Consider the following 14,485-nt stretch of genomic DNA (forward strand, 5'->3'; position numbering starts at 1 on the left):
CGTGCGGATGCAGAGATCGCCTTGCGGCTCGTTTTGTGCCAGCGGAACTTTGGTGTCAGTCACTTGAAACTCTCCCAGCCGGCGTCGGGCGCAAAACGGCCGCCGAATTTTTGCTCGAGTGCCTGCAAGGCAGACACCACATTCTCGACACCGCGCGTGCGGGCGTAGTTCAGCGGACCGCCGCGGAACGGCGCATAGCCGGTGCCGAAGATCATGGCGCCGTCGACCACGTCAGCATTCTCGACGATCCCCTCGCGCAGGCAGGCGACGCAGACGTTCGACATCGGCAGCACGAGACGATCGATCATTTCCTGTGTCGGTTCGGTGGCCAATGCCGGAGCTGTTTGCTCCCGCTTGCCGTCCTTCCAGACGTAAAAGCCCTTGCCGGTCTTGCGGCCGAGCTCGCCCTTGGCGACCTTCTCGCGCAGCCACGCCGGTGTCGGCGGCAAGAGGTCGCCGAATTTCGAGCGCAGCATGTCGCCGACATCGAGGCAGATGTCGAGGCCGACCTGGTCTGCAAGCTCGATCGGGCCCATCGGCATGCCGAACTTCTTTGCCGCCGCATCGATGACTGATTTGTCGACCTTCTCGTCCAGCAGCAGCATCGCTTCCAGCATGTAGGGCGTCAGCGCGCGGTTGACGAGGAAACCCGGCGAGCTCTTCACGGGCAGCGGCAGGCGGTCGATGGCGCCGACGAAAGCGAGCGCCTGCTTCAACAGCTCGGCGTCGGTGCCGTCATGGCTGACGACCTCGACGAGCTGCAATCGCGAGACCGGATTGAAAAAGTGCAGACCGAGCAAGCGCGCGGGCTTTTCCAGCGTCGCGCGCAGATCCTGCAGCGGGATGCTGGAGGTGTTGGTCGCAAGAATTGCGCCCGGTTTCATCTTCGGCTCGATGCCGGCATAGACCTTCTGCTTCAGCTCGAGCTTTTCCGGCACCGCCTCGATGATGAGATCGGCATTACGCACGCCCTCGCCGTCCATATCCGGGATCAGCCGATCATGCGCGTCGCGCACCTCCGTGCGCTTGCGGATGATCTTCCCATAGAGATCATTGGCGCGTTTGATCGCGCTTGCGATCGGCTCCGGCTTCATGTCCGACAGCGTGACGCGCAGATCCTGCCCTGCGCACCATGCCGCGATATCGCCCCCCATGGCACCGGCGCCGATGACGTGAACATGCGCGATCCTGTTGCCGCCTCCTGCGAGCTTCTTCATCTGCTCGCGCAGGAAGAAGACGCGGATCAGGCTCTGCGCTATCGGCGTCACCATCAATTCGGCGAAGGAACGCTTCTCGGCCGCAAGCATCGCCTGCTTTTCGCTGCCGTATTTTTCCCATAGGTCGATCAGCGCGTAGGGCGCGGGATAATGCGCCTGCGGCGCGGCCTTGGCGGCCTCGCTGCGCATGCGGGAGGCGAGAAAGCCGCGCACCGGGCCGAAATTCAAGAGCGTGTTGACCGGCCCGGGCCTGGCGCGCTTCATGCGGCCGAACACGGCGTCCTTCACCGCGTTCCTGACATGACGCTCCTGCGTTACCGCATCGACCAGGCCGAGCGATTTGGCGCGGCGCGCATCGATGGTCTTGCCCGTCAGCATCAGGCTCATCGCCTGCATCGGGTTGACGAGCTGCGTGAAGCGCGCAGTGCCACCTAAGCCGGGGTGCAGGCCGAGCATCACCTCGGGAAAGCCGAACCGCGCGCCATCGATGGCAATCCGCGACTGGCAGGCCAGCGCGACTTCTAAGCCGCCGCCGAGGCAGAAGCCGTGGATCACGGCGACCGTCGGCACGCGCAGCGCTTCGAGCCGGTCGATCACCGCATGCGCTCGGCCGATCTCGGCTTGGACCAGACGCGCATCGCTGGCGCCCCGGAATTCGTTGACATCGGCGCCGGCGATGAAGCCGCTTGTCTTCGCCGAGCGGATGACGAGGCCGGTCGGCCGCTGGCTTTCGAGCGCGGCCAGCACCGCATCGAATTCCTTGAGCACTTCGGCGTTCAGCGTGTTGGCGCTGGCGCCTTCATGGTCGAACAGGAGCCAGGCGATCCCGTCGCCATCGCGCGTCAGCTTGAAATGCTTGTAGGGACCGGCTTCCGGCGCGGGCCCGAGTTCGAGCACGCGGCCGGCAAGGACGTTCATGATCTGCGAATCCATGATCACACCGTCTCTATCAGCATGGCGCCGCCCTGCCCGCCGCCGATGCATTCGGTGGCGATGCCGCGCCGCGTGCCGAGCCGCTTCATGGCGTTGACGAGATGCAGCACGATGCGGTTGCCGCTGGTGCCGACGGGATGGCCAAGGCTGATCGCGCCGCCATCGACGTTGAGCTTCGCACGATCAATTTCGCCCGCCGCGCCGTCGAGACCGAGGATCTCGCGACAGAATTTTTCATCGTTCCAGGCCGCAAGGCAGCCGAGCACCTGCGTCGCAAAGGCCTCGTTCAACTCCCAGGTCTCGACGTCCTGCAAGCTCAAGTCATTGCGCTTCAAGAGCGCGGTCACCGAGAGCACGGGTCCGAGCCCCATGATGCTAGGATCGAGCGCGGCCCACTGGCTGTCGAGGATGACGGCCTTAGGCTTCAGCCCGTGCTTGGCCACCGCCTCCTCGGAAGCGAGGATCACCCAGGAAGCGCCGTCGGTGATCTGCGAGGAATTGCCCGCGGTGACCTGGCCCCATGGGCGCTCGAACACCGGCTTGAGTTTTGCCAAGGTCTCCGGCGTCGAGTCCGGGCGGACGCCGTCGTCGTGATCGTAGAACCTGCCGTCGCGCGAGAACGAGGTCTCGACTTCGCCCTTCAGCCAGCCTTCGGCTTGCGCTTTCGCCAGACGGCGGTGACTCTCTGCGGCGTAGGCATCCGATTGTGCGCGGGTGATGCCGAAGAGATGGCCGACGACCTCGGCTGTTTGCCCCATGTTGAGCTCGGTGATGGGATCGGTCAGCCCGCGCTCCAGGCCGATGATCGGCTTGAAATAGCCGGGGCGGAGCTTGAAGAAGGCGGCGATCTTCGCACCCATGCCCTTGGCGCCGGCGAGGCCAGCGAACCAGCGCACGCCGGCGTTCGACCAGACCAGAGGCGCGTGGCTAAGCGCCTCGGCGCCGCCGGCGAGGATGAGATCGGCTGTGCCTTCGCGGATATAGCGATAACCGGTGTCGATCGACTGCATGCCGGAGCCGCAATTGATCTGCACGGTGAAGGCGACCATCTTCTCGCCCATGCCGAGCCGGAGCGCGGCGACACGCGCCGGGTTCATCTCGTCGGCAATGACATTGACGCAGCCGAGGATCACCTGATCGAAGGCATCGGGCGCGAACGGCTGCCGCGCCAATAGCGGCCGGCCGCATTGCACGGCAAGGTCAACAGGCGTGAACGGTCCTGGACCGGAGCGCGCCTTCAGGAACGGCGTGCGGCTGCCGTCGACGATAAAGACCGGTCGCGCCATCAGCTCGCAGCCCTCTGCTCTCCCAATTCCTGGAAGAACTGATGCACGTCGGCACCCTTCCTGTAAATCGGCGACAGCGCCTCGGGCGCGAAATCGTCGACCTCGATCACCGCGGCGACCGCCGCGCGGGCGGCTATGAGCTTGTCGGCATCGGATTGGGTGATGACGCCCTTCCTCACCGCTTCGTGTGGATCGCGCAGGCGCGCGGCGCGCATGTGCCTGGCGATATCCTCGGTCGCGGTGAACAGGCGGAAGGCCTTCTCCAGCCGCGCCACACCGCCGTCGTCTTCGACGAAGGCCAGATCGGGCGTGATGCGATCGCGCGCGGCCGACGGCTCCAGCACCAGCGCGGCGCATTGATGCACGACGCGGTCGGAAGGCCCGAGCACGCGCGCCCCGAACGGCTGGATCAAGAGCTTCAGGAAGCCTGCAATGAAGCGGTTCGGCAGGTTGGCGAGGATCTCCGCAAAACGGTTCTCGATGGTCTTGAAGCCGCTCGCCATGCACCATTCGAGCGCGGCGAAATCTTCCTTCTGTCGGCCTTCATCCTGCCAGCGCTTGAGCGCGGCGGAGAGCAGATAGAGCTCGGAGAGGATGTCGCCGAAACGGGCCGAGAGCATCTCCTTGCGCTTGAGCGCGCCGCCGAGCGTGAGCAGCGCCATGTCGGCGCAAATCGCAAAGGCCGAAGAGTAGCGCGAGAGCTGGCGGTAGAATTTCGTGGCGTCGCCCGCATCGGGAGCCGGTGCGAACAGGCCGAAGGTCCAGCTTCGCCCCATCGCGCGGAACATGGTCTTGAAGGTATGGCCGATATGCTTCCATAGCGCCTTGTCGAAGGCGTCCAGGCCCTTGGCACGGTCGGCTTCGCCAAGCGCGGCCATCTCCTCGAGCAGATAAGGATGGGCGCGGATCGCGCCCTGGCCGAACACGATCAGATTGCGGGTGAGGATATTGGCGCCTTCCACGGTGATGCCGACCGGCACCGCGCGATGCAGATTGCCGAGATAGTTTTGCGGGCCGTCGATCACGGCCTTGCCGCCATGGATGTCCATGGCGTCGTCGATCGCGATCCGCATCCGCTCGGTGGCGTGCAGTTTCATGATGCCGGAGATGACAGCGGGATGATGGCCCGCGTTCAGCGCGGCGCAGGTCAATCGCCGCGCGGCGTCGAGCAGATAGGCGGTACCGACGATGCGGGCGAGCGGCTCCTCGACGCCTTCGAACTTGGAGATTGAGATGCCGAACTGTTCGCGGATGCGGGCATAGGCGCCGGTGGTGCGCGCGGCATAGGCGGCGCCGGCCGCCGACAATGACGGCAGCGAGATGCCGCGGCCGGCGGCGAGCGCCGTCATCAGCATCTTCCAGCCTTGTCCAAGGCGCTCCTTGCCGCCGATGATGTAGTCGAGCGGGATGAAAACGTCGTGGCCCCGGTTCGGGCCGTTCTGGAACACCTGCATCGCCGGCAGATGGCGGTGGCCGATCGTAACGCCGGGCAGATGGGTCGGGATCAGCGCGACCGTGATGCCGAGCTCTTCCTGGTCACTGAGGAGATGATCGGGATCGTAAGCCTTGAAGGCGAGGCCGAGCAACGTGGCGACCGGTCCGAGCGTGATGTAGCGCTTGTGCCAGTTGAGGCGCAGGCCGATCACCTCAACGCCCTCGAAATTGCCTTTGCAGATGATGCCGGTGTCGACCATCGAGGCCGCATCCGATCCTGCTTCCGGGCTGGTGAGGCCGAAGCACGGGATGTCGTGGCCCGAGGCCAGACGCGGCAGCCATTTCTCCTGCTGCTCTTTGGTGCCAAAGCGCATCAGCAGCTCGCCGGGGCCGAGCGAGTTCGGCACCATCACGGTGACGGCGGCGGTCAGCGAGCGCGAGGAGAGTTTTCGCACCACCTCGGAATGCGCATAAGGCGAGAAGCCGAGGCCGCCGAATTCCTTCGGGATGATCATGCCGAAAAATTTTTCGCGCTTGATGAAGTCCCAGACCTCGCGCGGCAGGTCGCGCCACTCCCAGAAGATCTTCCATTCGTCGAGCATCCTGCAGAGCTCGTTGACGGGGCCGCTCAAGAAGGCCTTTTCCTCGTCCGTGAGTTCGGCTTGGGGATAGGCGAGCAGCTTCGACCAATCGGGATTGCCACTGAAGAGGTCGGCATCCCACCAGACATCGCCGGCTTCCAGCGCCTCGCGCTCGGTGTCCGACATGGTCGGCATCACGCCGCGGGCGAACCCAAAGATCGGCTTGGTGACGAAGTCGCGACGGAAACTCATGGCGGTATCCTCATGATCGGCGGCGCGTTCCAGCATATTTTAGCGGAAAGTGGCCGACAGAAGTGAACACTTCGCTGGCAAATTGGCGCGAATTGACGCGGTCGATATAACGACCGAAGCGCGGTGCCAGTTCCCGGGATGAGCTTCGTAGCCCGGATGGAGCGCAGCGCAATCCGGGGTTATCTCGCAAACGGATTCGATTATCCCGGGTTGCGCTGCGCTTCACCCGGACTACGCATCTACGCGTCCCACCTAATCCGGGCGGACCATCTCGAACATGGCCTCAGGCCGGATCTCGAAATAGTCGCCGCGGCGGCCGGCGCGGACGATGGGGCGCGCGGCGGCGGTCTGGTAGACGCCGTCCTTGATCATGGCCTTGTCGATGTGGACGGCGACGACTTCGCCGAGCGTGAGCCAGGCCTGCGCCTTCTCGCCATTGGCGCCCTCAAGCTGGACGATCTGGGTCAGCTTGCACTCGAAGGACACGGGACTCTCCGCCACCCGCGGCACGTTGACGATCTTGCTGGGCGCCGCTGTCAAGCCGGCGATCGTGAACTCGCTGACATCACGGGCGACGTGGGCGGCGGTCTCGTTCATCTGCTTCGCCAGATCCATGGTGGCGAGATTCCAGACGAACTCCTTCGTCTCCTGGATGTTGGCAACGCTGTCCTTCCAGGACGTCGAGGAAAAGCCGATGATCGGCGGGACGTAGCAGAAGCCGTTGAAGAAGCTGTAGGGCGCGAGATTGACGTGGCCCTTGGTGTCGCGCGAGGAGATCCAGCCGATCGGGCGCGGGGCGATGATGGCGTTGAAGGGATCGTGCTTGAGGCCGTGGCCGTTCTTCGGCTCGTAATAATGCAGGTCTTTCGCGGTCACGCTGGGCTCTCTCTGTTGTCTGTAGCCCAGCTTACTTACCACGCGGCGAGAGACCCGCGATCACAAAATCGATCATCTGGTCGATGGTCGGGCCCGGCTTGGTGGCGCATTGGGCGATCATCTGCGGGTGGAAGAAGCGTATCATCGCGGTGCAGGCGCACAGCGAGGCGAGCTGCACGTCCGGAGCCTCGAACTCGCCGGAAGCCGCTCCCTGCCCGATCACCAGGCCGATGGTGGAGGCGATCATTTCCATATGGGCCACGCAGACGCCCCAGTCCTCCTGCATCGCGATTTCGACCATCTCGTGCAGCTTGGAGTCGCCAACATAGCGCTCGGTGTTCATGCGGTTGACGGTCTTCATCAGGTCGCGCAGGCGTGTAGCCGCCGGCCCCTGTGCCTGCGCGATCCGCTGCGCCTCGATTTCGACCTCGCCCATCAGCGTCCGCGCCACGCCCTCGTGAATCGCCTTCTTCGAATCGAAGAAGCGATACACGTTGGCAGGGCTCATCCGGAGCTCCTTGGCGATGTCGGCGACGGTGGTCTTCTGATAGCCGATCTGACGGAACAGCCGTTCGGCCACCACGAGAATCCGCTCCCGAGTGTCACTCTCGATATGTTCCGAAACCAGCGTCATCTGTGAGGACTCAATTATGTATTCACTGTTCAACTATTCAGCGGCTTCAGCAAGCGGAATTGCCGGGCGTGCATTGCCGTCATGCTGCGCCGCCGAAGCGGCTTCCTCGCCCGCGCCGCTCTCCTCCAGGCTCTTGCGGAACCATAGGGCATAAAGGCCCGGCAGGTACAAGAGCGTCAGGAAGGTCGCGACGAACAGGCCGCCCATGATGGTGATCGCCATCGGGCCCCAGAACGCCGACCGCGACAGCGGGATCATCGCCAGGATCGCGGCCAGTGCGGTCAACACCACCGGGCGGGCGCGGCGGACCGTGGCCTCCACGATCGCCTCCTTGCGTGTCAGGCCGTGGGCAACATCGGTCTCGATCTGATCGACCAGGATCACGGTGTTGCGCATGATCATGCCGGCGAGCGCGATCAGGCCGAGCAGCGCCACGAAGCCGAACGGCTGGTTGGCGACGTTCAGGCCCAGCGAAGCGCCGACGATGCCGAGCGGCGCCGTCAGGAACACCAGGATCAGGCGCGAGAAGCTCTGGAGCTGGATCATCAGCAGCGTCAGCATCACCAGCACCATCATCGGGAAGAGCACGAAGATCGAGGCATTGCCCTTGGCCGATTCCTCGAACGCGCCGCCCGGCTCGATCCGGTAGGCCGGCTCGAGATGGTTCTGGATCTCCTTGAGCTTGGGCGAGATCTGGTTGGTGACATCGGGTGCCTGTACGCCGTCGACGACGTCGGAGCGCACGGTGATCGCCATGTCGCGGTTACGCCGCCACAGGATTGGCTCCTCATGAGCATATTCGATTTTGGCAATCTGCTGCAGCGGCACCGCGACACCATTGCGTGAGGTGATCGTGAGATCGCCGACGCGCCCCAGATCGAGCCGCTCGGACGGCACGGCACGGGCGACCACGCCGACCTTCTCGATGCCGTCGCGGATGGTCGTGACCGGCGCGCCCGAGATCAGCATCGACAGCGCCTGCGAGACCTCCTGCGGGGTCAGCCCGAGCGCGCGGGCACGGTCCTGGTCGACGACGAGCTTCAGGTAGGGCGACTGCTCGTTCCAGTCGAGCTGCACGTCCTTGACGTTCGGGTTCTGTCGCATGATGTCGCGCACCTGATAGGCGATATCGCGCACCTTCTGGGCGTCGGGACCGATCACGCGGAACTGAACGGGGAAGCCGACGGGCGGGCCGAAATTGAAGCGGTCGACGCGCACGCGCGCCTCGTTCAGCGCGCCATTGGCCGCCGCATTCTCGATCTTGGCCTTGATGCGCTCGCGCGCCTCGACGTCCTTGGACAGGATTACGATCTCGGCAAAGGCCTCGTTCGGCAGTTGCGGGTTGAGGCCGAGCCAGAAGCGCGGCGAGCCCTGGCCGACATAGGCAGTGTAGGTCGCAATATCCTTGTCGCCCTTCAACAGGTCCTCGGCCTTCTTGACGGCCTTCTCGGTCACGTTGAAGGCGGTGCCTTCCGGCAGGCGGAGCTGCAGGAACAATTCGGGGCGCTCGGAGAGCGGGAAGAACTGCTGCTGGACGTGGCCGAAGGCAACGATCGAGGCGACGAACACGCCGACCGTGGACGCCACCACCGTGATGCGGTGATTGACACACCACTGCACCACCGCGCGCAAACCGCGGTAAAGCCGGGTCTCGTAGATCGCGTGCGGATCGTGGTTATGATGCACCTTGATGTTGGGCAGCAGCTTCACGCCGATATAGGGCGTGAAGATCACCGCGACGAACCAGGACGCGACCAGCGCGATCGCAACGATCCAGAAGATGCCGCCGGCATATTCGCCAACCGCCGAATTGGCAAAACCGATCGGCAGGAAGCCGGCTGCGGTGACCAGCGTGCCCGTCAGCATCGGAAACGCCGTGGATTCCCAGGCGAACGATGCGGCGCGCATGCGGTCCCAGCCCTGCTCCATCTTCACCACCATCATTTCGACCGCGATGATGGCATCGTCGACCAAGAGGCCGAGCGCGATGATCAGCGCGCCCAAGGTGATGCGGTGCAGGTCGAGCGACATCGCGTTCATGACGATGAAGACGATCGCGAGCACCAAGGGCACCGACAGCGCCACCACGATGCCGGTGCGCCAGCCGAGCGCGAGGAAGGAGACGAACAGCACGATCGCGAGCGCTTCGACGAAGGAGTGCACGAACTCGCTGACCGCATGCTCGACCACCTTCGGCTGGTCAGCGATCTGCTCGACCTCGATGCCCTGCGGCACCGCCTTCATGAATTCGGCGGTCGCCTTCTCGACGTCCTTGCCGAGCTCGAGGATGTTGGCGCCCTTGGCGGTGACGATGCCGATGCCGATCGCGGGCTTGCCTTCCTGGCGCACGGTGAAGGTCGGCGGATCGACGAAGCCGTGGGTGACGGTTGCGATATCGCCCAACCGGAACACGCGGCCGTTGCTCTCGACCGGGGTCTCAGCCACCGCCTTGGCGCCGTCGAGCGCGCCGGTGACGCGCAGCGGCACGCGCTGCGAGGACGTCTCGACCGTGCCGGCCGGGGTGACATTGTTCTGCTTGGCGAGCGAGTCGAACAGCGCCTGCGGGGTGATGCCGAGCGTAGCGAGCTTGGCGTGGGAGAACTCGACATAGATGCGCTCGTCCTGGGTGCCGTAGAAGTCGACCTTGGTCACCCCCGGCACGCGCAGCAGCCGCTGGCGGAAGCCTTCGGCCGCCTTTTTCAACTGCGCGTAATCGGCGCCGTCGCCGGTCATCATATAGAGGATGGAATCGACGTCGGAGAACTCGTCATTGACGACGGGACCGAGGATTCCCTGCGGCAACTGGCCCTGCACGTCGACCAGCTTCTTGCGCAGGAGATAGAAGAGATAGGGCACGTCCTTCGGCGGCGTCGAATCGCGGAACGTCACCTGCATCGCCACAAAGGCCGGCTTGGAATAGGTCTGCACCTTCTCGAAATACGGCAGTTCCTGCAGCTTCTTCTCGATGGGATCGGCGACCTGGGTCTGCATCTCGTTCGCAGTGGCGCCCGGCCACATCACGGAGACGTTGACCACTTTCACCGTGAAGAACGGATCCTCGGCGCGGCCAAGCTTCTGATAGGAGAAGTAGCCGGCGGCGGCGAGTGCGATCATCAGGAACAGGATCAGGGTCGGATGGCTCACCGCCCAGCCCGACAGGTTGAAGCGCTTCATGTCACCCTCCAATATCCAAAACCGTTTACGGCCGACGGATCAGAACGACAGCGACGCCACGACGCGGACCTTCTGGGCCGGGTCGAGCTTCTGCACCCCGAGCGCCACCACTTTCGCGCCCTCCTCCACGCCGCCTGCGATCACGACGCAATTGCTCTCATAGGCCTTCACCTTGACCGGCTTCAGCGTGATCTCGCCGGCGTCGCCCACGACATAGAGCGAGGGCTCGCCGCCCTGGCTGTACAGCGCCGACAGCGGCAGCTTCGCCACGCGCTCGGTATCGGTATCGGCGAGCGTCAGCGTCGCCGTCATGCCGAGCGAGACGTCGTCGCCGGCTTCCGGCAGCGAGAACTTGGCGAGATAGGTGCGGGTTGCCGGATCGGCCGAGGGCGCGACCTCACGGAGCTTTGCGGCGTACTTCTTATTGGCCTCCGACCACAGCGTCACGGTGGCGACGCCGGTCTTGGCGCGGCCGAGCAAGGTCTCGGGGATCGCGACCACCGCCTCCTTTTCGCCGAGCCGCGCAACGCGGATTGAGGTCTGGCCGGCGGCCACGACCTGGCCGGGTTCAATCAGGGTCGAGGTGACGACACCGCGGGTGTCGGCGACGAGCGTCGCATAGGAAAGAGAGTTCTTAGTCAGTTCGACCGAACGTTCGGCGCGGTTGAGGCGGGCGCGGGCCTCATCCGCCGCGGCGCTGCTCTGGTCCAACTGCGCGTCCGTAGTCCAGCCCTTGGCCCGCAGGTCCTTGGCGCGCTTCTCGGCGGCCGCCGCCTGCGCCAGCACGCCGGTGGCGGCGCGCAGTTCGGCTTCAGCCTGCTCGGCCTGCAGCTTCAGATCGACTTCATCGAGGGTGGCGAGCGGCTGGCCGATATCGACGGTCTGGCCGACTTCGACGAGGCGCTTTGCGACCTTGCCAGCGACCCGGAAGCCCATGTCGCTCTCGATGCGCGGCTTGATCGTGCCGACAAAGCTGCGGTCGGGGGTCTCGGCCTCATAATGCACCATGGAGACCAGGACCGGACGCCCGGGATCGGCTTTCTCGGCGACCGTCTCGTCGCAGCCGGCCAGCGAAATCGCCGCCGCCGCCAGCAGCGCGCCAGCTAAAAGCTTGTAATAATTTGCGAAAATAGAACGGGCGAACATCGGTCTCTCCATCGGGCTGATGTCTGATGAAGACTATCGATTGAGCACTGACGAATGTCAATAATCGTCAGTGATCAACACTAAATCGTGAGTTTGGGCATGGCCGATTGACTGCGGGCAAAGGGGGTCGCGATGGCGGGTAGCCCGGATGGAGCGCAGCGCAATCCGGGGTTCTGGCCGTATGGATAGACCAGCCCCGGATTGCGCTGCGCTCGATCCTGGCTACGGCATGTCCGATGGCGAAGCTGCGCTACTTCGCGCTGGCGAATTCGGTCTTGGTCTCGTGGCCGCCGAGGAACGTGAGGAGGCCGGCGGCGAGCGGCAATAGCGACAGCACAAGCAGGCCGGTCGAGGTGTTGCCGGTGGCGTCCTTGACCCAGCCGATCAGATAGGGGCCGCCGAAGCCGGCGAGATTGCCGATCGAATTGATCAGCGCGATGGCGCCGGCCGCCGCGGTGCCGGAGAGCCAGGCGGTCGGCAATGTCCAGAACACCGCGAAGGTGCAGAAGATCCCGATCGCCGCGATCGTCAAGACGACCATGGTGATGATGGGATCGGTGAGGTAGCTGGAGACGCCGAGCGCGAGCGCCGTGAGCAACAGCGGCCCGCCGACATGGGCGACGCGCTCCCGCCTGGCGTCGGAGTGCCGCGCCCACAGCACCATTGCGATGGTGCCGAACAGATAGGGGATCGCGGTGACGAAGCCGGTCTGCGCGTTGGTGAGGCCGAAGGCTTTCACGATCTGCGGCAGCCAGAACTGCATGCCATAAAGCGCGCCGACGAAGCCAAAATAGATCAGGCTCAACGTGATCACCTTGGGCGAGGACAGCGCCTCGCCGAGCGTGAAATGCCTGACCGCCTGCTTGGCCGCGGCCTCGGCGTCAAGCTTTGCCTTGAGCCACGCCTTCTGCTCCGCGGTCAGCCAGTTCGCCTTCTCCGGCCTGTCGGTGAGATAGAACCAGGTGACGATGCCGAGCAGGACCGAGGGGACGCCCTCGATGATGAAGAGCCACTGCCAGCCCCTCAGCCCCATCACGCCGTCAAGCCCGAGCAGAAGCCCGGAGATCGGAGCGCCGATCACCGTGGACACGGGAACGGCGACCGCAAACGCGGCCATGAAGCGGGCGCGGTATTCGGCCGGATACCAATAGGTCAGATAAAGGATGATGCCGGGGAAGAAGCCGGCTTCCGCCACGCCGAGCAGGAAGCGCAGCACAAGAAAACTCGTCTCGCCGCTGACCGTCGCCATCAGCGCCGAGATCACGCCCCAGGTCACCATGATACGGGCGATCCAGCGGCTGGCGCCGAATCTCTCCAGCGCGAGATTGCTCGGCACCTCGAAGATGAAATAGCCGATGAAGAAGATGCCGGCGCCCCAGGCAAAGACCAGCGGCGAGAACTTCAGGTCCGCGTTCATGGTCAGCGCGGCGAAGCTGAGATTGACGCGGTCGAGATAGGAGAAGAAGTAGGCCAGCACCAGGAACGGGATCAGGCGCGCCGAGATGGCGCGGATGGTCGAGGTCTCGATCTCGCTCTTCGCACTCGCGGCGGTGGCAAGCGTGGTGGTCTGGCTCATGGGTGTCCCCCCGAGGGCTGTTATTGCTATTGCCTGGGGGTTTTGAGCATCAGGCGCACGCTGTCAATCGGAATTGTGACAAGGATCTCCGCGGGGTGCGGCGCGCACGGCCTCGGGTGCGAACTTGCGCCGGGCGCGGACCTGAGCTTTAGCTCCGTCTCCCACCAGGCTTGCCCGCTCATGATTGTCCGCGTCCTGCTTTGTCTTTCGGTCACCATTGCCGGGCTGGCGCTGCGCCGGTTCGGCTTCGGCGTGGGGCTCCCAGCATTCGTCGTGAAGTATGGCGGCTCGCTATTGTGGGGGACGATGGTGTTCTTCCTGGTCGCGATTGCCGCGCCGGGATGGGCGCGGCGCACAGTGCCCTTGATCGCGCTTGCGATTGCGGTGGGCGTGGAATTGTTTCGGCTGGTGCATACGCCGTGGCTCGATGCCTTCAGGCTGACGACCGCCGGCGCGCTGTTGCTGGGCCGCATCTTCTCGGCATGGAATATCGTCGCTTATGCCGCCGGGATTTTGCTCGGCGTGGCGCTGGATCGTTGTGCGATGCCAATCAAGCTACGTAGGGCGGACTAGCGAAGCGTAATCCGCCGCCACCGCTCTCGTCATTCCGGGGCGATGCGCAGCATCGAACCCGGAATCCATGGCGCCACCTGGGCATGTGGCGCGATGGATTCCGGGCCTGCGCCTGGCGGCGCATCCCGGAATGACGGGGAGAGTTGGCGCGAGGCCGACCGCTACCGCCGTGCTTTCCGAGTCTTCTTTGCGGCCTTGGTCTTCTTCGCGGTCTTCTTGGCCGCCTTGGCCGAGCGCTTCTTGGCGGATTTCTTGCCGGCTTTGCTGGCCGACCGTTTCCTCGCGGCCTTCTTTGCCGCGGCCGCCGTCCGTCTTGCGCTTGCTGGCGCCGGCTTGGGTGCGGCGCGCCGCTTGCGCGGCGGGGCCGTTGCCATCGGCGGCACCATCGGATCGGAAACGAGGCCGTCGGCGGCGAGCGGGACGTAGGTCGCCGTGCGCTCGTCAGCTTTCGTGGCCTCTTCGTCCGGCTTCAATGCGCCGCCGGCGGTGCTGGCGACGCCCTTCACTGTGTCCGTGATCTTGTCGAGAATTGATTTATCCTTGCCCATAATGCCTCCCTGAAATTAGTTGCAATAAACTAACCGGCCGGGAGGCCGCGGGTTCCCGAGACGAAACTTGGAGCCATGTAGGGCGGATTAGTTAGTTAGGTTAGCTACTCGCCGTAGTCATTCCGGGGCGATGCACAGCATCGAGCCCGGAATCCATGGCTCCGCCGGCGCACGTGGCCCAATGGATTCCGGGCCTGCGCCTTGCGGCGCATCCCGGAATGACAGCGGAGAAAGTGGCGAACGGAATCCATCCGT

At 64.5% G+C, this 14,485-nt stretch carries 10 protein-coding genes; 1 reads left to right on the plus strand and 9 read right to left on the minus strand.

All coding sequences use genetic code 11. The features are described from left to right. Nucleotides 1-59: 59 nt before the first annotated feature. The 8 genes from AC5ZGW_RS11995 to AC5ZGW_RS12030 form a co-directional block, all read right to left on the minus strand. A complete protein-coding gene (locus tag AC5ZGW_RS11995; RefSeq protein ID WP_165435119.1) occupies nt 60-2,150 on the minus strand; it encodes a 3-hydroxyacyl-CoA dehydrogenase NAD-binding domain-containing protein in 2,091 nt (696 codons plus the stop codon). Nucleotides 2,151-2,152: 2 nt separating this feature from the next. Further along, nucleotides 2,153-3,436, minus strand: a complete 1,284-nt coding sequence (locus tag AC5ZGW_RS12000; RefSeq protein ID WP_130224948.1) for an acetyl-CoA C-acetyltransferase — start codon at nt 3,434-3,436, stop codon at nt 2,153-2,155. Continuing rightward, a complete protein-coding gene (locus AC5ZGW_RS12005; protein WP_130224949.1) occupies nt 3,436-5,703 on the minus strand; it encodes an acyl-CoA dehydrogenase in 2,268 nt (755 codons plus the stop codon). Before AC5ZGW_RS12005 ends, AC5ZGW_RS12000 begins: the two co-directional genes overlap by 1 nt. 252 nt (nt 5,704-5,955) lie before the next feature. Then, a complete protein-coding gene (locus AC5ZGW_RS12010; RefSeq protein WP_130224950.1) occupies nt 5,956-6,579 on the minus strand; it encodes a flavin reductase family protein in 624 nt (207 codons plus the stop codon). 31 nt (nt 6,580-6,610) lie between these two features. Next, nucleotides 6,611-7,213: a TetR/AcrR family transcriptional regulator gene (locus AC5ZGW_RS12015; protein WP_130224951.1), complete on the minus strand. Its 603-nt coding sequence runs from the start codon at nt 7,211-7,213 to the stop codon at nt 6,611-6,613. A gap of 33 nt (nt 7,214-7,246) precedes the next feature. After that, a complete protein-coding gene (locus AC5ZGW_RS12020) occupies nt 7,247-10,387 on the minus strand; it encodes an efflux RND transporter permease subunit (RefSeq protein ID WP_130224952.1) in 3,141 nt (1,046 codons plus the stop codon). A 39-nt stretch (nt 10,388-10,426) separates the two neighbouring features. Then, entirely contained in the window at nt 10,427-11,533 is a 1,107-nt protein-coding gene (locus tag AC5ZGW_RS12025) for an efflux RND transporter periplasmic adaptor subunit (protein ID WP_130224953.1), read from the minus strand. A 250-nt stretch (nt 11,534-11,783) separates the two neighbouring features. Further along, nucleotides 11,784-13,109 carry an MFS transporter gene (locus tag AC5ZGW_RS12030; protein WP_130224954.1) on the minus strand — a complete coding sequence of 442 codons (1,326 nt, stop codon included), beginning with the start codon at nt 13,107-13,109 and terminating at the stop codon, nt 11,784-11,786. A 180-nt stretch (nt 13,110-13,289) separates the two neighbouring features. On the opposite strand from AC5ZGW_RS12030, the gene AC5ZGW_RS12035 reads away from it, so the two are divergent. Then, a complete protein-coding gene (locus AC5ZGW_RS12035) occupies nt 13,290-13,682 on the plus strand; it encodes a ribosomal maturation YjgA family protein (protein WP_130224955.1) in 393 nt (130 codons plus the stop codon). Nucleotides 13,683-13,843: 161 nt separating this feature from the next. Here the strand turns inward: AC5ZGW_RS12035 and AC5ZGW_RS12040 are convergent, their stop codons facing one another. Next, complete coding sequence (locus AC5ZGW_RS12040; protein ID WP_207230985.1) at nt 13,844-14,230, minus strand: hypothetical protein; 387 nt, start codon at nt 14,228-14,230, stop codon at nt 13,844-13,846. Nucleotides 14,231-14,485: the final 255 nt, after the last annotated feature.

The sequence above is a fragment of the Bradyrhizobium sp. Crot121 genome (genome assembly GCF_059512385.1).

Excerpts from the sequence above, each read along its gene's own strand:
- AC5ZGW_RS12025 (WP_130224953.1), bottom strand. The coding sequence starts at position 11,533 with ATGTTCGCCCGTTCTATTTTCGCAAATTATTACAAGCTTTTAGCTGGC.
- AC5ZGW_RS12035 (WP_130224955.1), top strand. The coding sequence starts at position 13,290 with ATGATTGTCCGCGTCCTGCTTTGTCTTTCGGTCACCATTGCCGGGCTG.
- AC5ZGW_RS12040 (WP_207230985.1), bottom strand. The coding sequence starts at position 14,230 with ATGGGCAAGGATAAATCAATTCTCGACAAGATCACGGACACAGTGAAG.
- AC5ZGW_RS12000 (WP_130224948.1), bottom strand. The coding sequence starts at position 3,436 with ATGGCGCGACCGGTCTTTATCGTCGACGGCAGCCGCACGCCGTTCCTG.
- AC5ZGW_RS12020 (WP_130224952.1), bottom strand. The coding sequence starts at position 10,387 with ATGAAGCGCTTCAACCTGTCGGGCTGGGCGGTGAGCCATCCGACCCTG.
- AC5ZGW_RS11995 (WP_165435119.1), bottom strand. The coding sequence starts at position 2,150 with ATGGATTCGCAGATCATGAACGTCCTTGCCGGCCGCGTGCTCGAACTC.
- AC5ZGW_RS12030 (WP_130224954.1), bottom strand. The coding sequence starts at position 13,109 with ATGAGCCAGACCACCACGCTTGCCACCGCCGCGAGTGCGAAGAGCGAG.
- AC5ZGW_RS12015 (WP_130224951.1), bottom strand. The coding sequence starts at position 7,213 with ATGACGCTGGTTTCGGAACATATCGAGAGTGACACTCGGGAGCGGATT.
- AC5ZGW_RS12005 (WP_130224949.1), bottom strand. The coding sequence starts at position 5,703 with ATGAGTTTCCGTCGCGACTTCGTCACCAAGCCGATCTTTGGGTTCGCC.